General features: G+C 48.4%; 14 protein-coding genes. 4 read left to right on the plus strand and 10 right to left on the minus strand.

All coding sequences use genetic code 11. The annotated features are described in order from the left end of the window. Positions 1-13: 13 nt before the first annotated feature. Together QVE43_RS06115 and QVE43_RS06120 are read right to left on the minus strand one after the other, a co-directional pair. A complete protein-coding gene (locus tag QVE43_RS06115; RefSeq protein ID WP_288005187.1) occupies positions 14-2,653 on the minus strand; it encodes an AAA family ATPase in 2,640 nt (879 codons plus the stop codon). A gap of 95 nt (positions 2,654-2,748) precedes the next feature. Further along, positions 2,749-3,705 (minus strand): ABC transporter substrate-binding protein, encoded by a 957-nt coding sequence (locus QVE43_RS06120; protein ID WP_288005188.1) that lies wholly within the window; start codon positions 3,703-3,705, stop codon positions 2,749-2,751. 156 nt (positions 3,706-3,861) lie between these two features. On the opposite strand from QVE43_RS06120, the gene QVE43_RS06125 reads away from it, so the two are divergent. Next, on the plus strand, positions 3,862-5,016 hold the full coding sequence (locus tag QVE43_RS06125; protein WP_288005190.1) for an anhydro-N-acetylmuramic acid kinase: 1,155 nt from the start codon (positions 3,862-3,864) through the stop codon (positions 5,014-5,016). Between the two features lie 42 nt (positions 5,017-5,058). Here the strand turns inward: QVE43_RS06125 and QVE43_RS06130 are convergent, their stop codons facing one another. Genes QVE43_RS06130 through QVE43_RS06140 form a run of 3 tightly spaced genes read right to left on the minus strand, consistent with a single transcriptional unit; the run spans position 5,059 to position 6,926 of the window. Next, positions 5,059-5,523, minus strand: a complete 465-nt coding sequence (locus QVE43_RS06130; protein WP_038028810.1) for a hypothetical protein — start codon at positions 5,521-5,523, stop codon at positions 5,059-5,061. A 21-nt stretch (positions 5,524-5,544) separates the two neighbouring features. After that, complete coding sequence (locus QVE43_RS06135; RefSeq protein WP_288005192.1) at positions 5,545-6,414, minus strand: UbiA family prenyltransferase; 870 nt, start codon at positions 6,412-6,414, stop codon at positions 5,545-5,547. Continuing rightward, the gene (locus tag QVE43_RS06140; protein ID WP_288005194.1) at positions 6,414-6,926 is read right to left on the minus strand and encodes a Sua5/YciO/YrdC/YwlC family protein; all 513 of its coding nucleotides are present in this window, start codon (positions 6,924-6,926) and stop codon (positions 6,414-6,416) included. Before QVE43_RS06140 ends, QVE43_RS06135 begins: the two co-directional genes overlap by 1 nt. A gap of 157 nt (positions 6,927-7,083) precedes the next feature. Between QVE43_RS06140 and QVE43_RS06145 the strand changes: the two genes are divergently transcribed. Both QVE43_RS06145 and QVE43_RS06150 read left to right on the plus strand, forming a co-directional pair. Next, on the plus strand, positions 7,084-9,348 hold the full coding sequence (locus tag QVE43_RS06145; RefSeq protein ID WP_288005196.1) for an aconitate hydratase: 2,265 nt from the start codon (positions 7,084-7,086) through the stop codon (positions 9,346-9,348). A gap of 85 nt (positions 9,349-9,433) precedes the next feature. Then, a complete protein-coding gene (locus QVE43_RS06150; protein WP_288005198.1) occupies positions 9,434-10,069 on the plus strand; it encodes a tetratricopeptide repeat protein in 636 nt (211 codons plus the stop codon). A gap of 76 nt (positions 10,070-10,145) precedes the next feature. Here QVE43_RS06150 and QVE43_RS06155 read toward each other — a convergent pair whose 3' ends face one another. From QVE43_RS06155 to QVE43_RS06170, 4 genes are all read right to left on the minus strand, one after another. Next, positions 10,146-11,606, minus strand: a complete 1,461-nt coding sequence (locus tag QVE43_RS06155) for an SUMF1/EgtB/PvdO family nonheme iron enzyme (protein ID WP_288005200.1) — start codon at positions 11,604-11,606, stop codon at positions 10,146-10,148. A 193-nt stretch (positions 11,607-11,799) separates the two neighbouring features. Then, complete coding sequence (gene gldJ, locus QVE43_RS06160; protein ID WP_245605268.1) at positions 11,800-13,233, minus strand: gliding motility lipoprotein GldJ; 1,434 nt, start codon at positions 13,231-13,233, stop codon at positions 11,800-11,802. Between the two features lie 157 nt (positions 13,234-13,390). Continuing rightward, a complete protein-coding gene (mfd, locus tag QVE43_RS06165; RefSeq protein WP_288005203.1) occupies positions 13,391-16,744 on the minus strand; it encodes a transcription-repair coupling factor in 3,354 nt (1,117 codons plus the stop codon). Between the two features lie 114 nt (positions 16,745-16,858). Beyond that, the gene (locus QVE43_RS06170) at positions 16,859-17,452 is read right to left on the minus strand and encodes a NifU family protein (RefSeq protein WP_038028798.1); all 594 of its coding nucleotides are present in this window, start codon (positions 17,450-17,452) and stop codon (positions 16,859-16,861) included. A 54-nt stretch (positions 17,453-17,506) separates the two neighbouring features. On the opposite strand from QVE43_RS06170, the gene QVE43_RS06175 reads away from it, so the two are divergent. After that, a complete protein-coding gene (locus QVE43_RS06175) occupies positions 17,507-18,178 on the plus strand; it encodes a NeuD/PglB/VioB family sugar acetyltransferase (protein WP_288005206.1) in 672 nt (223 codons plus the stop codon). On the opposite strand, the gene QVE43_RS06180 is transcribed toward QVE43_RS06175, so the two are convergent. Further along, positions 18,169-19,008 (minus strand): transglutaminase-like domain-containing protein, encoded by an 840-nt coding sequence (locus tag QVE43_RS06180; protein WP_038028797.1) that lies wholly within the window; start codon positions 19,006-19,008, stop codon positions 18,169-18,171. The genes QVE43_RS06175 and QVE43_RS06180 overlap by 10 nt on opposite strands. Positions 19,009-19,012: the final 4 nt, after the last annotated feature.

A 19,012-nucleotide genomic window follows, 5' to 3' on the forward strand; every position in this document is an offset into this window, starting at 1 on the left:
GGTGAAATGAAACCTAAGCCCCCCCACCACTCAAACGGAAGCCCAGCCCTTCCTCTTTGTCATTCGAAGAACTCATCAGGTCGCGCAGGTCTTCTATAGTAACCGTTTCCAGCACTTCAGGTGTGCGCACCTCTTTGGGCAAAGAAGCCATACGCAAATGCTGATGACGCACAGCCTGCTGTACCACTTTCCTTACGGAGCGGGCATTGCCAAAGTATTTATTCCTTGTCCGGTAAAGATGTTCCAAGTAGCTTCTTAATTGTTGTTGTGCCGCCAGGTCTAAATGCAGACCTTCCTGCTCAAACATGCTCAGGGCAATGTCGTAGAGCTCATCCACCTTGTAATCGTCAAAATGAATGGTCATGTCGAAGCGGGAAAGCAAACCGGGGTTGGCATGCAAAAACTCGTGCATATTATCAGGATAGCCCGCCACTATCACCACAAATTCACTCCGTCGGTCTTCCATTTGTTTGAGCAGCACTTCCACTGCTTCTTTGCCAAAGTCTTGTTCCGACTTGCTGGTTAAGGCATAGGCTTCGTCGATAAACAGCACCCCGCCTATTGCCTCATCTATTTTTTGCTTGGTTTTGATGGCTGTTTGCCCCACGTAAGCGGCAACCAGCGACTGGCGGTCGCACTCTACCAAATGCCCACGTTCCAATATGCCCAAAGCCTTGTACACCTGCGCTATGATACGCGCTACGGTTGTCTTGCCCGTACCGGGATTGCCCGTAAACACCATGTGCATAGAGAAGCGATTCAGTACATCACGCCCCGATTCGCGGTAAAAGCGTACCAGCTTCACCAGCTCATGAATTTCATTTTTTACATTCTCCATGCCTATTAAGGCATTGAGTTGCTGCATGGCATCGTGCAACAGCTCTTCATCTATGGGTATATCGGGCTTCTTTGCATGTTGCTTGCCAAAAATAGCCTTTACGTCTTCCAGCAAGATGGTTTCCAAAGCTTCTTTTGACAATTCCTTGGCATTTGCTTGTTGCATAATCCGAAGCCCCATATTTAGCTTTGCTTCCTCCACCAAAGAAGTTACCAGACGGGCATTGCCGAAGGTGCGGTCCCGGTTACGATACAACTCTACCAGCTGCTTGTATATATACTCTTTGGCTTCCGGGGCAAAAACAACCCCTTTCTTCCGGGCTTTCAACTCTAAAATCTCCATCAATTCCTGCGGCGTATAGTCAGGGAAATAATAAATCAGGTTGATGCGGGATTTCATGCCCGGATTCGACTGTAGCATGTGCTGCATCTCTTCGGGATAGCCCGCCATGATAATGGCCAAATCGCCAGGACCATCCGACATCTCTTTTATCAATATTTCAATGGCTTCCTTGCCAAAGTCCTGCCCGCCTTCATCGCCCTTCCGAGCCAAAGCATACGCTTCATCGATAAACAAGATGCCGCCGCGTGCTTTGTTGATGGCTTCTTGTGTTTGTGGAGCCGTCTGCCCGATAAATTTACCTACAAGATCAGCGCGCGACACCTCGTGAACGGTACCTTTGGACAAAAGCCCCATCTTATGGTAGATTTTACCCAGCATCTTGGCCACGGTAGTTTTGCCGGTCCCGGGGTTGCCCAAAAAAGCGGAATGTAAACTTATATGGGTATTTTCTTCAAACCCCTGCGCTTGACGCAAACGCAAAAATTTCAAATAATGAATAAAGTCATTCAAACGCTTCTTGACCGGCTCCAAGCCTATCATTTCGTTCAGTTCCTGAAGCAGCTCTTTCAATGATTTTTCATCCATGGATGCTTCTGCGGCGGTACCTCCGGCTATATATGGTTTATTTTCTGCCGGAAAAAACACTTCCGGTTCCCCCTCCACCTCCACCGTTTCGTGTACACGCAGGGGTGCCACTGCCACCAACTCCGACATAAACACTATTTCAACGCGATAGTTATCAGGCAGCCAAGAGCCGGGCGTATTGTTTCCCCAGCCTGCCAGAGAATAGAAAGTGGTAGTACCGGGCGCCACATATAACAAGTCGCTCACGCTGCCTTTCAGCTGTCCCGCATCATCGAAATAATTGAAAAATATTTCACAGTACCACGAGCGCGTCTGCTTATTGCGTAAGGTCAGCTCTGTCCATATGTATTGTGTTTTGTCGGAAGCAAACTGAGTCAAGTAGCGTCGCTTGCCGCCTGCCAGGTCATCAAGGCTATAAGGACCATTGAAAAAACGAAGGCTTTCAATATCGAAATAGGGGTTATTGCCCGGTGTCACTTTTCCACCTTCCTCAATGTATATTTTTTGTGAAGCCACCGGTTCTCCATCGATGAAGGCTTCCCAAAGGTAGTCGCCACGTTTCCAAAAGGCACCGTATTCAGGTGTGCCCCAACCTTCGCGCACATACACAATATTTTCTTCTTTGCGCACCTCCCGGTGAATGTCAATACTACACAGCTCTATTTTTTCATTGTTCTTGATGCGGTAAGCTTTCAACACACAATCACAAGCCCAATCTTCTTCATCGAACAGCTTGTTGAAAAAAGACAACTCGGCATACAAATAATTGACTTCTGAGGCTTCAAATACGCGGCGGTATTCATACTGATTGCCCATCAGTGCATTGCGGGAAGCATAGCACCGCAGGTCTCGAAGCTTGTAGTTTTTATCTAACTTCTTGGATGTCATGCACACATAAATTCTATGCTTGAAAAAAGGAATACCTTACTAAAAGGGTTTAGTAAGGTATAAAAGAGCTGTATGAAAAGCAAAACAAACAAGTATTATATAGCTGTTTCTTTTTGTAGAACGGGTTGTATGACCTCCTCTATGGCAAAAGGCAGGTGGTCAAGTACTTTTTTGTCGGGTCCCAACAGCACTTTGTGCTCCAACATCCCCTCCCACAAGGCACGCCAATGCTGAATATCCATTTTGCCCCAATCTTTGCCTCCGTAGTGCGGCAAAGCTCTTAGCTGACTTTGATACAGAAAACGAATATTGTTCAACGAAGGATGCCGTGCCCCTTCCATCAGCAGATTGGCGGCGCTGTCGGGGTGCTCAGTAGCAAAATAATAGCCCTCGGCCACCACCCGCAGGAAAGCACGAATGGCTTCTTGCTTTTGTTGCCACACATCATCGCGCACACACAACACGTGTGTATAACGATAAGGCACGTGCTGCTCGTTTATCATAAAAGAAGTAAGGGGTATATGCCTGCATGCGGCATCTACCCCCTCCCAGATTGTATGATAACGCACCACATCTACTTGGCGGCGCAGGAAAGCACGCCATGCCCCCGCCGTACCGGTTTCTATTGCCTCATATTTCCCCTTCCCTCTATCCTGTTTGATAAGACAACGTAAAAAACGATGCTCATAAGGCAGCCCCATATAGGCATAGCGCTTGCCATCGAGATGCGCCAAACGCGCCACGCCCATTTCTTTTCTTATCCCAATTGCTTGTGTGTTGTCTTGCAAAAGAGTAGCCAAAGCTATAAAACGATGTGCCGGCTCCGAAATATTCAGACAGGTAAGCTCTTCCGGCCTCAGAATAGCCAAATCAACCTTCCCATGCCATAATTTCTGGGCAGGTGTCATGTAGTAGTTATCCTCGTCCGGGCTAATGAAGCGAACAGCCAGTTCTTCATCGTTGAACCAGCCTTTTCCTAAGGCAACATACATGCCTGTGTGAAATACAGCAGGCGTAGAATCCAAGGCGATTTTGAGGCAATAGCTTTCCATAGTTTTTAATTAAGTTAGTTTTGGTGATAAGAAAGGGCATAGAAAATTCTTCCGAAAAAAGAAGCAAGAAGCCATACCGGCTTAGTTGTATGAATGTAATAAAAAGATATTATTTATTCAAGTTTTTTTACCAACTTTTTAAAAACGAAAGTAGGCGTGCATAAGGTTTTAGAGATATTGCAAAAAAAGGAACTTACAATTATAGGTTGTATGTCAGGCACATCGCTCGACGGCTTGGACATAGCCTTGTGCCATGTCAGTCAATCTGAAAAAAATAAAAATATTACACTACATCGTTTCAAAACACAGCAATACAGTAAGGTTCAAAAAGAAAAATTACAAAAAATTGTCTTCCAAAAGTATGTCAATTTCGAAGAGTTAACCCGCCTCCACCGTTTGGTGGGCGAGTGGCATGCCCAAATGATACTAAGCGCACTCAAAGAGTGGCAGCTTACCTCCGGGCAAATAGACCTTATCGCAAGCCATGGGCAAACGGCTTACCATGCACCGGACCCCGGGCATGGCTTACACAGCACCCTGCAAATAGGCGATGGTGACATCATTGCCTTACGAACCGGCATTCTCACCATCAGCGACTTCCGCCAAAAGCATATTGCAGGGGGCGGCGAAGGTGCTCCACTGGCCCCCTACGGCGATTACCTGCTGCTTGCTCACGAGCAAGAAAGCCGTTGGCTGCTCAATATTGGCGGTATTGCCAATCTCACCTATCTTCCGCCACGCGATAGTGGGCAAAGCTTGTGGGCAAGCGACTGCGGCCCCGGCAATACCCTATTAGATGCCACCACCCGCCACTTTTTACAACAAGACTACGATGCTTCCGGACGCCTTGCCCGCAAAGGGCATTTCTTGCCGGATTTGTTCGATGCCCTTACTGCCCACCCTTTTTTTCAACAAACCTTTCCCAAGAGTACCGGTCAAGAGAGTTTTTCATGGCAATGGCTTGCCGCCTTGATAGAAGGCAAGAGGTATGCAGTACAAGATATTTTACATACCCTTTGCTGTTTTACAGCCTGGGGCATTGCCCAAGCCATCTGCCGGCAGCCACAATACAAAGCGCAGAAAATTTATGTAAGTGGCGGCGGTGTGCATAATCATTTTTTAATGGAAAAACTGCAGGAATATTTACCCCATCATGTTATTCAGAGCACCGAAGTGCTGGGCATTCCTCCCGATGCCAAAGAAGCAATGCTGTTTGCCCTTTTGGGCTATGAATGCTTACAAGGCAAGCCCGCCGGTTATCCGCCTCCTCTCATTCAAGTAAGACTTGGAAAAATTTCTTTGCCCGAATAAAAAAAGCCCCAAAGGGGGCTCTCTTAAAAACAATACTACAAATTAAAAGCTTCGAAACAAGCGTGCACTTTCGTGCCAAGGAATACGGCTCAACATAAGTATCAAACTAATCAGGAAAAACACAAAAGCGTGTTTAAACTTTTGCTTGTGTGCCCGGGCACGTTTCGACTTCGTACGCCCTACCTGTGCCAAAATAACAGCCAACAGCATCACTGTTGCATGTTCCACTGCCCAATAGCGCAAGCCTGCATTTTTCATCACTACCTTGGCACCTTGGGCAAAGGCATCCAAACCGAAGGGGCTAAAAACAAAATAAAGCAGCAAACCCAACACCAACTGCAAATGCATCATGCCTACAAAGGCTGCCTGCATGCCATTGTCTGACTTTTTGAAAGGCAGTCCCATTTGCCATCCGCGAAAAGAACGGATGAGTACCCAAAGGGCTGTCAGCAAGATAGCCCACCGTAGCCATGAGTGCAAAAAGAGTAAAATTTGATAAAAGCTCATAGTTCTATGCATTTTGATGAATCAAACGACAAGATACTGCAAAGCCAATAAAGTTGCAAAGGCTATATTCATGCTCATGGCTCCGGTAATATTCATGCGCATGGACTCTTCGTAGGTGGCTTCTTGGCACCTGTATGCCCGGCGCATCCAATAAAAAAAATAGATACCGGGCAGCAGTAGGCACACAGACAATATCAGCAGGTAAGTGCCGCCGGCAAAATAAAAGGCATATACCCCGTGCCCTACGGCTGTCAGCAACAAGAAAGCAGCCGCCCAAAGAAAGGTTCCTTTCAGCCCCAGCACCAACGACAGTGTCCTGTCGCCTCTTTCACGGTCTTCTTCATGCTGATATACTTGCGTAAGTGGATAAGTAGCTGCCAGCATGAGACTGCTTAGAGTAGCCGCAAGCAAATGGCGTGTTAAATTCCACTCTTCGGGCGCAACGGCCACCACAGTAGCCAAATACACCCAAGCACCTTGAAAAAGCACCACTGCCAACCATCCCAACAAAGGATAGCGTTTAAGACGCACCAAGGGATGACTATAGGCTTTCGATACCACCACGTAGCCCAACACCATGAGGCCATAGGGAGCACTTAACCCAAAGGCAAGCGCTATGCCCGCCACGGTCCACAGCAGACTTATCCAATACAGAGCGGCATCTACGGGCGGGGGCACCTTCAGCCCCCCGATGCTGCCTTTGTCTTTATCGAAATAACTGTTGTAAGCATTGCTTGCCGGATAAATAAACCCATGCCATACGGCAAAAGCCAAGGCTGCCCGCCACCAATGAAGCGGCTGCTGCACCTGGCTCAGGGCATAAAGATACACCGGCATTAAAAAAAGCGAAAAAGGGAAGCGAAAGTGCAAGACGATATCACGTAGTTTCATCAGTTGCCTTTTTCTAAGCTTTGAATGGTCCCGTTGTTAAGCAAGTGTACTTTATCGGGACGATGGCGCTTCTTGGGCAAAGTCATTTCCGGTATGTGCACCTTCCATGCCTCATCGAGCACATAAGTATCGCCCAATAGAATGCCGGCTACCGGATGCCCCATACGGTTAAGCAACTTATGCCAAGCCTCTTCTTTATTCAAACATATCCACAGCTCGCCGGCTTCTATGCCTTCGGGCAACAGATGATACTGCTCAAACTTAATCCACAAAGGGCGCCGGTTCATTTCCATCCAATCCCAGGCCACCTCGGGCACTTCCGGCACATATTGCGACAATAAGCCGATGGATTCAATATGTAACACCAATTCTTGCTGTGCCAATGTGTGCCTGACTGGTCTCAAAGCCCTCATTGCCTCTTTGTTCCAGCTGTCGGCAATCAACCACCACCCCAACGAAGACGGATACAAGCACAAACTGCCGGATTTCAATTGTTTTACAGTCTCTATCATGGTGTTTTTTTATACTGCTTTTCTTTGCAAAGATACAAGGAAAGCAATGTAATACCTTGTCATTCTTTTCCACAATGCTCATGCTTATTATCATCCGATATTTACTAACTTTGCCGTTAGTTTTTAGTTTCCAAAACTTCTTAAAAAAACAAGCCTTATGCTGTTCGATTTTGATATGATTCAGCGGGTGTATCAACAACTGCCCGAGCGTGTGAACCAAGCGCGCAAGGTGTTGAACCGCCCCATGACTTTAGCCGAAAAAATTTTATACGCCCACCTTTATCCCGGGCAAGAAATGCGTGAGTTTCAGCGTGGAAAAGAGTATGTAGAGTTTGCCCCCGACCGTGTGGCTATGCAAGATGCCACTGCACAGATGGCGTTGCTCCAGTTTATGCTGGCAGGCAAAGACAAGGTGGCGGTACCTTCTACCGTACACTGCGACCACCTGATTCTGGCCAAAACAGGTGCAGAGCAAGACCTGGAAGAAGCCTTGGGACGAAACAAAGAAGTTTATGACTTTTTGGCTTCTGTATCCAATAAATACGGTATTGGTTTCTGGAAACCCGGTGCCGGTATCATCCACCAAGTGGTGTTGGAAAACTACGCCTTCCCCGGTGGCATGATGATTGGAACCGACTCGCACACCCCCAACGCCGGCGGTTTAGGTATGATTGCCATTGGTGTGGGCGGTGCCGATGCTGTGGACGTAATGACCGGCATGGCTTGGGAATTGCTCTTCCCCAAGTTGATAGGTGTAAAACTGACCGGCAAACTGAACGGCTGGGCTTCGCCTAAAGATGTGATTTTGAAAGTGGCCGGTATTCTCACCGTAAAAGGTGGCACCAATGCCATCATCGAATACTTTGGCGAAGGCGCCGACTCTTTGTCTTGTACCGGCAAAGCTACCATCTGTAACATGGGCGCCGAAGTAGGGGCTACTACTTCTGTTTTTGCTTACGATAGCCGTATGCGTGCATACCTCGAAGCGACCGGACGCAAAGAAGTAGCCGACTTGGCAGAAAGCATAAAAGACTATCTGCGCCCCGATGCGGAAGTATATGAAAACCCTGAAAAATACTACGACCAAGTCATTGAAATCAACTTATCGGAGCTGGAACCGCATATCAACGGACCTTTCACGCCCGACTTGGCATGGCCCTTGTCTAAGTTTGCCGAAGCCGTAGAAAAGAACAACTGGCCCGATAAGCTGGAAGTAGGTCTGATTGGCTCTTGTACCAACTCTTCTTATGAAGACTTGACGCGCGCCGCTTCCGTGGCAAAACAAGCCAAAGAAAAGAAACTGAAAGTACAAGCAGAGTTCACTGTAACGCCCGGCTCCGAAATGGTGCGCTACACGGCTGAACGTGACGGTCTGCTCGACGAGTTCGAAGCCATCGGTGGCGTGGTGCTTGCCAATGCCTGCGGTCCTTGCATTGGGCAGTGGCAGCGTCACAACAACCCCGACCGCCCCAACTCTATTATGACTTCATTCAACCGTAACTTTGCAAAGCGCAACGACGGCAACCCCAAAACCCATGCGTTTGTGGCTTCGCCTGAAATCGTAACCGCTTTTGCCATTGCTGGTTCTTTGAAGTTCAACCCCATGACCGACACCCTCATCAATGAGGAAGGCAAAGAGGTGAAGTTGGACGAGCCCAAAGGCATTGAGCTGCCCGAGAAAGGTTTCGACGTCAAAGACAACGGCTATATAGCCCCCGCCGAAGACGGAAGCCAAGTGGAAGTAAAAGTAGATCCGAAGTCGGAGCGCTTGCAGCTGTTGACACCATTCCCCGCATGGGAAGGTACCGACCTGAAAGGCATGAAACTGCTTATCAAAGCCAAGGGCAAGTGTACGACCGACCATATCTCAATGGCAGGTCCTTGGTTGAAATACCGTGGTCACTTGGACAACATCTCCAACAACCTGCTCATTGGTGCGGTCAATGCCTTCAACGGTGAAACCAACAAAGTGAAAAACCAGTTGACCGGCGAATATGACGAAGTGCCCAAGGTAGCGCGTGCCTACAAAGCCGCCGGCATCGGCTCGGTAGTAGTGGGCGACGAAAACTATGGCGAAGGTTCATCGCGTGAACACGCTGCCATGGAGCCCCGCCACTTGGGCGTGCGTGCCGTTATCGTGAAGTCGTTTGCCCGTATTCATGAAACCAACCTGAAAAAACAAGGTATGTTGGCGCTTACCTTTGCCAACCCGGCAGACTACGACAAAGTACAAGAAGATGACACCATCGATATCTTGGGTCTGGAGTCGTTTGCCCCGGGCAAACCGCTGACCGTGGTATTACACCACAAAGACGGCAGCACCGACGAGATACAAGTAAACCACTCTTACAATGAAGCACAAATCGAGTGGTTCAAGGCAGGCTCTGCCCTCAACTTGATTCGTCAGCAAAACAACGCTTAATGCATTGCTTGACAATACATCCATAGACCTATGGGCTGCGTGTCCATAGGTCTTTTTCTTTCATTCCCCAAAATACAAGAAAGCCATGAAAAAAAGCACCATTCTTTCGCTGCTGTGCTGGCTTGGCTTGGCCATTGCTTGCGATACGCAGCCCCATTCCACACAAGCAGACCCGGAGCAGTTGCGTGCACGGGCTGTCAGCGCCTTGCAAAAAGAAGACTACGCCACTGCATTGGCAAGATATGACAGCTTGATTCTGCTTACCGACACTGTGGCTGATTACTTCTTTGAGCGCGCACTCGTAAAGGAGTTTCTTGCCGATACAACGGGCGCTCTACAAGACTATGAACGTGCCATTGAGCTGAAACAAGACTTTGCCGATGCCTGGTGTAACAAAGGGGAGCTTCTCAGGCTTCAACAGCACTACCCCGAAGCCATCGAAGCCTTATCGAAAGCCATTCAAGCACAGCCCAAAATAGCCATTCTTTACTACAACCGCGGCCTGGCCTACATGGCCACAGATAGCCTGGATGCTGCCCTCGATGATTTTACTACTGCCTTAGATTTAGCGCCTGCTTTTGCCTATGCGCATTTGGAAAGAGGGAAAGCCCTTTACAAAAAAGGGCATCACGAGCGGGCTTGCCAAGAGTGGGCAGAAGCCTATGAAAAAGGGCTATCCGAAGCCGCAGACTGGATACAACAATATTGCCTTTCACAGTAGTTGTCTTGAAAAAGCAGAAGCCTTGAGTAGAGTCAAGGCTTCTTTCTTTTTTTTTATGTGAATATTGAAAAGGTGCTTATTCCCTGTCTCTTTTCAACTGCCACCACTTTTTCTTTTCCTGCTCTGTATAATCCCCCTCAGGCAAATCCTGTCCACCCATATAACTCATGGCACATCGGAACCCTACGGTAGCAGAGCTTTCTGTCATTTTCATAAAACGACGGGTACCGGGCGCCAACCAATAAGCCACATCTTTCCAAGAGCCGCCTTTATATACCCGGTAAATCTGTGGATTTGCCGGATCGATATAGTCTTTGAAAAAACTATTGGGGAAGGTCATTAAATTCTCGTGCATCACCAAGTTAGAGTCTTTCAATGCCCCGTCTTTGCCCAACACTTCTTCATCATAAAGCAATACTTTCATGCGGAATTTGGCTGCCGAAGACGAGTCGGTAAAGCGCTCGTAGCGTTTGATGGCTTGTATATCTACAATATCTTCCCAACCTTCGGGCACATATGCATCCTCCACCCACTCATTGACGTTGCCTGCCATGTTGTATAGCCCGAAATCGTTTGGTGCATAGGCATAAATCCACTCAGTCATTACGGCCCCATCGTTTTGGCGGCCGGCTATGCCGGCATAGTCGCCCCGCCCACGCTTAAAATTAGCCATAAAATAACCGCCATGCCTTTTGTAAGGGTTGCGCAGCGCGCGCCCATCCCATGGGTATAGGCGCTTGGTTTGGTCGCGCTCGTCATCATAGCGCACACCCACCCGGGCCGAAGCCGCATATTCCCACTCTGCTTCGGTAGGCAAACGGTAATCAGGCAAGCGCAAACCATCTTTGGGCTGGGTTTGCACCACTTGCCCTTCGTCTATTTTATTGTTTTTCTTCAGACCTGTAACGTAAGTTTGGGCTTCAATGGCCTTATTTACCATCATGGTTCGCCACTTGCAAAACTCCTGTGCTTGAATCCAAGACACCCCCACGACCGGATACATCCGGAAGCCGGGATAGCGCAAGTAGTTTTTCACATAGGCGTCGTTGTAGGCACCTTCGGATGCCCAAACGGTTGTATCGGGCAACAAAATCAACTCGCGATATTCTTCATAGGTTACCCCTTGAGGCACATCGCCGGGGTTTTTTTCATAGTAGTTCATGAACTCGAGCCAATGCAAGTTGGCTACTTCCGTGCGGTCCATATAAAAAGAAGGCACGGTGACCCGGGTAAGCTTACTTGACGAAAGGTGCATGACGTCTTCTTCGGTAACGCCCATCACAAAACTCCCCCCCTCGATATAGACCAGTCCCGGACCGGCTATTTGTCCGGAAAATTCACGCAGTTGATAGCTGTTTTCATAAGTAGAGTCATTGTAAGGAATGCCTGTCACTTGGCTTACTGCCCCTTTTTTGGGACCTTTGGCTGACTGCTTCTCAAAGTCATCTTTTTTCTGAAAGACTTTGCAGGAAGTCACAAGCAGCACCAACAGCATCATTCCTCCAAGACGCACCCTTACCGCAGGCATTTTCATCATTGCAATCACGGTTCTTTTACTAAGTGTAAAGTACAGGAACTGTACCAAATGCACCTTTATTCTTTACGCAAAAAGATGCAAAAGGTTAAACAAATTTACATAAGCCCAATTTCAAATTTAGTTTTGCAGAATGCACTTAAACAAGAAAAGGCTTTGCAAACAAAGCCTTTTCTTGCAATTTTTATACTTTTTCTTACTTCTTTCTATATTTTCTGGGATCGTTTTTCCGTCTGTTTTCCCCTTCTTTCTCTCCTGCCATGATCATGGCGCAACGGAAACCTATATCGTTGGTTGCTTTGTCTTTGTCGAGGAAGCGGCGTGTACCGGGTGACAGCCAGTAAGCCACATCTTTCCAAGAACCGCCTTTGTACACACGGGCATCATCGTTGATGAGCGAGTTCAGCTCCTTGCCTCCATCGGCTTTGCGTATCAAGTAGTTTTCTTCATCGTCGCCATATACGGACAAAGTAGAGTCCGGACGCAAGCGGGTGCTATCGAGACGTTCACGGCGTACGGGGTTCAGGTCGTCAAAGTCTTGATAAGCCAACGGACGGTACACATCCTCCACCCATTCGTTTACGTTACCTGCCATGTTGTACAAACCGAAGTCATTAGGCGGGTATGCGTAAATCCATTCGGTAATCAAGGCACCATCGTTTTGTTTTCCGGCAATACCGGCATAGTCGCCGCGTCCACGCTTAAAGTTGGCTAAGAAAGTCCCCATTTCCTTCCCATAGGGGTTGCGCAGTGAGTGCCCGTCCCAGGGGTAAATCCGGCCATTGGACTGGTTCTCATCGTTATATTGAGTACCAATCAAGCCTTTGGCTGCATACTCCCATTCTGCTTCGGTAGGCAGACGATAGTCGGGCAATACCACCCCGCTTTCCAAGGGTACCTGTCCGGGTTTATATTCGTTGAGGCGCCCGTCTTTGTCTTTCTTCTTGGCTTCTGCAAACAAGTATTCGTTCACAGCTTTGGTACGCCACGCGCAAAATGCTTTTGCCTGCACCCAAGAAACTCCCACAACCGGGAAAAAGCGGAAGCCGGGATAGCGCAGATAGTTTTGTACATAAGAGTCGTTGAAGGCTTTATCGCTTGCCCAAACGGTAGTGTCAGGCAAAAGGATACGCTTACGGAACACTTCATAGCTGCTGGTGTAATCAGGGCTCAACACCAGTTTAAAGTCTTCTTGTATGGTTCCTTGGTTTTGAGGTTTTTCGTAGTAGTGCATAAACTCCAGCCAGTGGATGTTGGCCACTTCGGTCCGGTCCATAAAGAAAGACTGGATACTGATGGTGCGCTCTCTGTTGTCGCGTGTATAAAGGATGTCTTCTTCGCCTGAGCCCATTACGAAACGCCCGCCTTCAATAAATACCAGGTTGGGTCCGTCGGGTTGGCCAAGATATTCATTTACAACCAGACTGGTTACGTTATTTACGGTGTCTTCGTAGTTATAGGGGATGCCCGTCACCTGGCTAATCATGCCCTTGCGGTGCACATCCGTACTTTTTTGAATCTGAAATTCAAAGCCCTGCTCCTTTTTCTTGAAGAGCTTACAAGAAGTAGCACCAAATAGCATCGCACCCGTCAACAGAAGGCTTCCGGCTAATTTCCCATGTTTTCTCATAACTTGTTTAACTTTTTGATAGCACCAAAGCTGAAGTTTCTACCACATGAATTGTACCAAACAATATAAATGATCGTCAGAAATTTGCAATATATTTTAACTTTCTATTTACAAATAAAAGAAATTTTAAAGTTTATCGATAAGTCAGGTATGAAATTTACGCATTTTTTTCCATATCGCGCAATAAGTCAATCGCTTGCTTGACATTCATCACTCCTTGCGCTATCAAAACGGGCTTTCCCTTCGATTCCTTGAGACGTATTTTGTCGGGGTTTTGTTGCACGAAGCGCAAAATATGCCCGAATACTTCCGACTGAAAGTATTCTTCTTTGTCCAGGAAATAGGCTTTCATTTTATTGTTTTTCAAAACCAGCTTTTCAAAACCAAGCTTTTCGGCTATCCATCGCAAGCGCACGGTTTCGAGCAAGTCGTTCACTTCATTGGGCAGCGGACCAAAGCGGTCGGCCAAAGCAGAGGCAAATTGCTGCAGGTCTTCTTCTGAGTGCAGGTTATCCAGTTCATTGTAAAGACGCAGACGCTCGGTGATGTTGCTTACATACTCTTCGGGAATGCGCAGCTCCCAATCGGTTTCAATGATGCACTCCTGCGGACGCAACAGCTTTTGAGACAGTTCTTCGCTAAACAACTCTTTGAATTCTTCTTGCTTGACTTCCTGAATGGCTTCATCCAGTATTTTGTGGTAGGTTTCAAATCCAATATCATTGATAAAACCGCTTTGTTCGGCGCCCAACAGATTGCCGGCGCCCCGTATGTCCAAGTCGCGCATGGCTACTTTAAAACCATCGCCCAAGTCAGAGAACTCTTCCAAAGCTTTGAGGCGGCGGTGTGCTTCACGGGTAAGCGCCGTTTGCGAGGGAATGAGCAAGTAGCAAAAAGCCTTTCTGTTGGAACGCCCCACTCTGCCCCGCATCTGATGCAGGTCAGACAAACCGAACATATGCGCATGGTTGATGATGATGGTATTGGCATTGGGAATATCCAAACCGGCTTCTATAATATTGGTAGAAAGCAAGATATCGTATTCGCCTTCGATAAAGCGGGTCATCACCTTTTCCAGATGCTTGCCATCCATTTGTCCGTGGGCAATGCCGAGTTTGGCGTCGGGCACCAGGCGCAAAATCATGTCGCCCACCGACTCGATGTCGTTCACGCGGTTGTGTACAAAGAAGACCTGCCCGCCACGCTCCAACTCAAAACGGATGGCATCGCGTATAAACTCTTCGCTGAAAGTGTGTACTTCCGTAAGGACAGGGCGGCGGTTTGGGGGCGGGGTAGCAATCACCGACAAATCGCGTGCCCCCATCAGTGAAAAATGCAGGGTACGGGGAATAGGTGTTGCCGTCAGTGTCAGGCAATCCACGTTCACGCGCATCTGCTTCAGCTTTTCCTTTGCCTGCACACCAAATTTTTGTTCTTCGTCGATGATGACCAGTCCTAAGTCTTTGAACACCACGTCTTTGTTGAGCAGCCGGTGGGTACCAATGATTATGTCTATTTCGCCTTTGGCAAGTGCATCAAGGGTTTGTTTAATTTCTTTCGACGATTTAAAGCGGTTGATATAGGCCACCGTGCAGGGAAAATCTGCCAAGCGGTTGGTGAAAGTGTGGTAATGCTGCATGGCTAAGATGGTAGTGGGCACCAGCACAGCTACCTGTTTTCCGGCACAGACCGCTTTGAAAGCCGCCCGTATGGCCACTTCGGTTTTTCCAAAGCCTACATCGCCGCACACCAGGCGGTCCATGGGGTAAGGCTTTTCCATGTCGCGCTTCACTTCTTCCGTGGCGCGGGCTTGGTCGGGCGTGTCTTCATACATGAACGAAGATTCAAGCTCAGCCTGCAAGTAATTGTCCGGTGGGAAGGCAAAGCCTTGTGCTGCACGCCGCTTGGCATAAAGTGTAATCAGCTCTTTGGCTATGTCTTTTACTTGCTTTTTGACGCGCTTTTTCTTTTGCTCCCACTCGTTGCTGCCCAGCTTGCTGATTTGGGGTACCTGCCCTTCTTTCCCGGCATATTTGGCAATTTTGTGCAATGAGTGCACATTGACATACAAAACATCGTTGTCTTTAAAAATAAGGCGCACGACTTCCTGCTTGCGCCCATTGGTCTCGAGGGTTGTCAAGCCGGCAAAGCGGGCAATACCATAGTCGATGTGGGTAACGTAATCACCGGGCTGGAGTGACTGCAGCTCCTTGAGTGTGATGGCTTTGCTTTTGTTGAAAAGACTGCGGGTTTTGTAGCGATAATACCGGTCAAAAATTTGGTGGTCGGTATAGCATACGATACGCAGTTGGTGGTCAATGAAGCCGCCCCGCAGCCCTATGAGCCACTCGTGGAATTGCACTTCGGCTTGAATGTCTTTAAAAATACGCCGCAAGCGCTCTATCTGCTGCGCAGATTCAGCAATAAGCACGCACATATATCCTTTTTGCTGCCACTGTGCCAGGTCTTCGGCAAGCAACTCAAAGCGTTTATTAAAAGAAGGCTGCGGTGCGGAAACATATTCCCAAAGCCGGCTTTCCTTCAGGAAGGCAGTGGATGAAAACTCTACGACCGCATGTGCATTTAATTGTTTTATGAAAGAAGTGGCGTTATCGAAAAGCTGCACGGGGGCTGTCACCACGCTGCTCTGTGCTGTTTTTTGCATGATGACATCGAAGGTAGCCGCCACTTTTTCAAAGGCTTTGTCCAGCAATTCAAGCGTGTATTCCAAGCGGCTAAACCAAAGTACGCTTTCTTTGGGCAGGTATTCCAAAAAAGACTCGCGCGCCTCATGCAAAAACTTGGTTTGCAGGTTGGGCACAATATTCACTTCGCTCAGCTGCTCTTTGGAAAGCTGCGTTTCGGGGTCAAATTGCCGGATACTCTCCACTTGGTCATCGAAGAGCTCTATGCGGTAAGGGTATTCGTCGGCGAAAGAAAAGACGTCGATGATGCCGCCCCGCACAGCAAACTGCCCCGGTTCATATACAAACTCGCTTGCTTCAAAGTCATAGGTGCTCAAAAACTCCGTTAAGAAGGCAGTATCCAGCTTGTCGCCTATCCGTATGGGGAAAGTATTCTCTACCAACGTACGTTTGTTGACTACCTTTTCAAACAGTGCTTCGGGATAGGTGACTATCAAAGGCGCCTGTACCGTGCGCTTGCGCAAGGCATTCAGCACCTCCGAGCGCATCAATACATTGGCGTTTTCTACTTCTTCGTAGTGATAAGGGCGCCGGTAAGACGAGGGGTAAAGCATCACCTGACGACCGGGCAGCAGATTTTGCAGGTCATTGAAAAAGTAAATAGCCTCTTCCCTGTCGTTCAATACCAACGTATGCACTTTGGAAGGCTCAAGGCGCGCCAAAGCAGCCACCAGCACTGCGGGCAAACTGCCGCTCAGCCCTTTTGCGTGTACTTTGGCATTTCCTTGCGAAAGATGGTGGTGTAAAAGCTGCACCAGGCTGTCGCGTTCGTAGAAAGTCAGTAGTTCTTGGGTTGTCAGGCTCATAGTTTCATTTCCTTCTCAAAAAAAGCAGCACCCTATAACAGGCCGGGCTGATATAGGGCGCAAAAAGGGTTATGACAAGATGTTTATTCACTGAGTACCGGTTGTTCGTCGTATTTAAACACCTTCGGCAACTACCTCTTTCACTTCGGGCACCATACGTTTAAGCAGGTTTTCAATACCGGCTTTCAGGGTCATGGTAGAAGAAGGGCAACCACTGCACGCCCCCTGCAACAATACCTTCACCTGTCCGGTGGCTTCGTCGAAGGAATGGAAGGTAATGGCGCCACCGTCTTGCTCTACGGCCGGGCGCACGTACTCGTCCAAGATGCTTTTTATCTTTTGCACTATCAACGAATCGCCTTCGCGGATGGCATTGCTGCTTACGGCCGCACTTTGCGCCAATACCGGCTTTTCTTCTTCCAAATACTGCTGCACAAACTGTTTGATTTGACGCACTACTTCTTCCCACTCGATGCTTTCGTTACGGGTCAGTGTGATGAAGTTGGCAGCAATAAACACTTTTTCTACAAAAGGGAACTCTTTAAAAATGGTTTCTGCCAAGGGCGAACCTTCTGCATGCTCCGGCGTAAACTCATAACTTTCACCATCGGCAACCAGCATAAAGTTCACCACAAACTTAAGAGACTGTGGGTTGGGGTTCGCCTCTGTGTACACATTCACATAGCGCTTTGGCTTCAGGGTTTGCATAATATTGTCCGTTGTTTTTATTTACAAACGCACAACAAAGGTAGCTTGTTCATTATGAGAATACAAAAGCAGCGCAAAGAAAAGCAGTTGGTAATTGTGGGGAAGGGCGGGCACGCCGCCGTCGTTGCCGATGCCGCTGCCTTGAGTGGTATGTATGCCACCATCACGCATATTGAGCTCGATGCTCAATGGATGGCACAGCATCCTGAACAAGCTGCCGAAATGATTGCAGGGTGGCAAGCCCGCTGCGCGCCCTGTGCATGGATTGTAGGCATAGGCGATAATTACCGGCGGGCGCAGCTCATGACTCAAATAGAAGCACTTCATGCCGTAGAGTGGGCTACCGTGTGCCATCCGGACAGCGTAGTGGCTGCGTCGGCACACATCGATGCCGGCAGCTTCGTAGCAGCCATGGCCGTGGTGGGCGTTCGTTGCCATGTAGGGCGCGGCTGCATCATCAATCATCACGCCTCGTTGGACCATGACAGCTATATGGATGCATTCAGCAGCCTGGCACCGGGGGTAATTACCGGCGGACAAGTGCGCATCGGACAGCGCGCAGCCATAGGACTGGGGGCACGTCTGCTTCAGCGTGTTTGTATAGGTCATGACACGGTCATAGGGGCGGGCGCTTTGGTGCTACGGCATGTGCCTGCGGAAGTGGTGGCCTATGGCACACCGGCCCAAGTGATACGCCGACGCCGGGTGGACGAACCTTATTTATAATGCTCCACTATTTCCAAGAGCTGCTCTACTTCTGCCACTTTGTGTGTTTCGCCCAACTCTTTAAATGAAAAAATAAGATTCCGGCAGGCACGCGCCAAAATATCGGCATGCGTACAGGGCTCAAAGAAAGCAGGTTGCGGCTCTACGTTCAATTGTTTGAGATATTCTTCTATGTCGTTCCTTACAAAGACAGAGCCTTGGTTAAAAACATTGATGTAGCACTCTAACTCACGACTGCGATAAAGCAAAACAAACACCACGGGCAAATTCACGCCGTACACGGGCAGGTTCAAGCGCTGTGCAACCAGCAGGTAAAGCACACAGAGCGTCAGGGGGTTGCCCTTGCGGCTTTCGAGCACCAAATGAATCATGCTGTTGGAAGGGGCATGAAAGTTTTGGGTGTTGCCCGTGAATTTCCATTCTTTAAAAAATACGCGATTGAGCAGCTGTATTTGGTCGAGCGGGTGCAACCCTTCACGAAACTGAAACCACACATCATAATACAGGCGATTGAACTCTTGGGCAAGGTCTTCAAATGACAAGTCGGGATATTGATAGCGCGCCAGCAACCACATCCCCTTGAGCAAATTTTCTTGTTCATACTCCATCCATGCTTGCAGGTCTTCTTTTAAAGATTCGAACTGCATGCGGTGGATGAGTCCTTCAATACGGCTCTGCACCAAAGGGTTCAGAGAAGCCTCCCATGCCCGCTCGAGATAAGGGATGGCTCTTTCGCCTAAGGAAAGCAAACGGTTGCTTACTTCCCGGTACACCACTTCGTCTTCGTCGTCCAATAGTGTAATAAGAGCCTGTAGTTCGCGTTCGTTCATGTAT

The sequence above is a fragment of the Thermonema sp. genome, from assembly GCF_026003375.1.
Lineage (GTDB): Bacteria > Bacteroidota > Bacteroidia > Cytophagales > Thermonemataceae > Thermonema > Thermonema rossianum.

What these genes read in the sequence shown, in the direction of transcription:
- QVE43_RS06115 (WP_288005187.1), bottom strand. Translation starts at nt 2,653, where the DNA reads ATGACATCCAAGAAGTTAGATAAAAACTACAAGCTTCGAGACCTGCGG.
- QVE43_RS06120 (WP_288005188.1), bottom strand. Translation starts at nt 3,705, where the DNA reads ATGGAAAGCTATTGCCTCAAAATCGCCTTGGATTCTACGCCTGCTGTA.
- QVE43_RS06130 (WP_038028810.1), bottom strand. Translation starts at nt 5,523, where the DNA reads ATGAGCTTTTATCAAATTTTACTCTTTTTGCACTCATGGCTACGGTGG.
- QVE43_RS06135 (WP_288005192.1), bottom strand. Translation starts at nt 6,414, where the DNA reads ATGAAACTACGTGATATCGTCTTGCACTTTCGCTTCCCTTTTTCGCTT.
- QVE43_RS06140 (WP_288005194.1), bottom strand. Translation starts at nt 6,926, where the DNA reads ATGATAGAGACTGTAAAACAATTGAAATCCGGCAGTTTGTGCTTGTAT.
- QVE43_RS06145 (WP_288005196.1), top strand. Translation starts at nt 7,084, where the DNA reads ATGCTGTTCGATTTTGATATGATTCAGCGGGTGTATCAACAACTGCCC.
- QVE43_RS06150 (WP_288005198.1), top strand. Translation starts at nt 9,434, where the DNA reads ATGAAAAAAAGCACCATTCTTTCGCTGCTGTGCTGGCTTGGCTTGGCC.
- QVE43_RS06155 (WP_288005200.1), bottom strand. Translation starts at nt 11,606, where the DNA reads ATGATGAAAATGCCTGCGGTAAGGGTGCGTCTTGGAGGAATGATGCTG.
- gldJ (WP_245605268.1), bottom strand. Translation starts at nt 13,233, where the DNA reads ATGAGAAAACATGGGAAATTAGCCGGAAGCCTTCTGTTGACGGGTGCG.
- mfd (WP_288005203.1), bottom strand. Translation starts at nt 16,744, where the DNA reads ATGAGCCTGACAACCCAAGAACTACTGACTTTCTACGAACGCGACAGC.
- QVE43_RS06170 (WP_038028798.1), bottom strand. Translation starts at nt 17,452, where the DNA reads ATGCAAACCCTGAAGCCAAAGCGCTATGTGAATGTGTACACAGAGGCG.
- QVE43_RS06175 (WP_288005206.1), top strand. Translation starts at nt 17,507, where the DNA reads ATGAGAATACAAAAGCAGCGCAAAGAAAAGCAGTTGGTAATTGTGGGG.
- QVE43_RS06180 (WP_038028797.1), bottom strand. Translation starts at nt 19,008, where the DNA reads ATGAACGAACGCGAACTACAGGCTCTTATTACACTATTGGACGACGAA.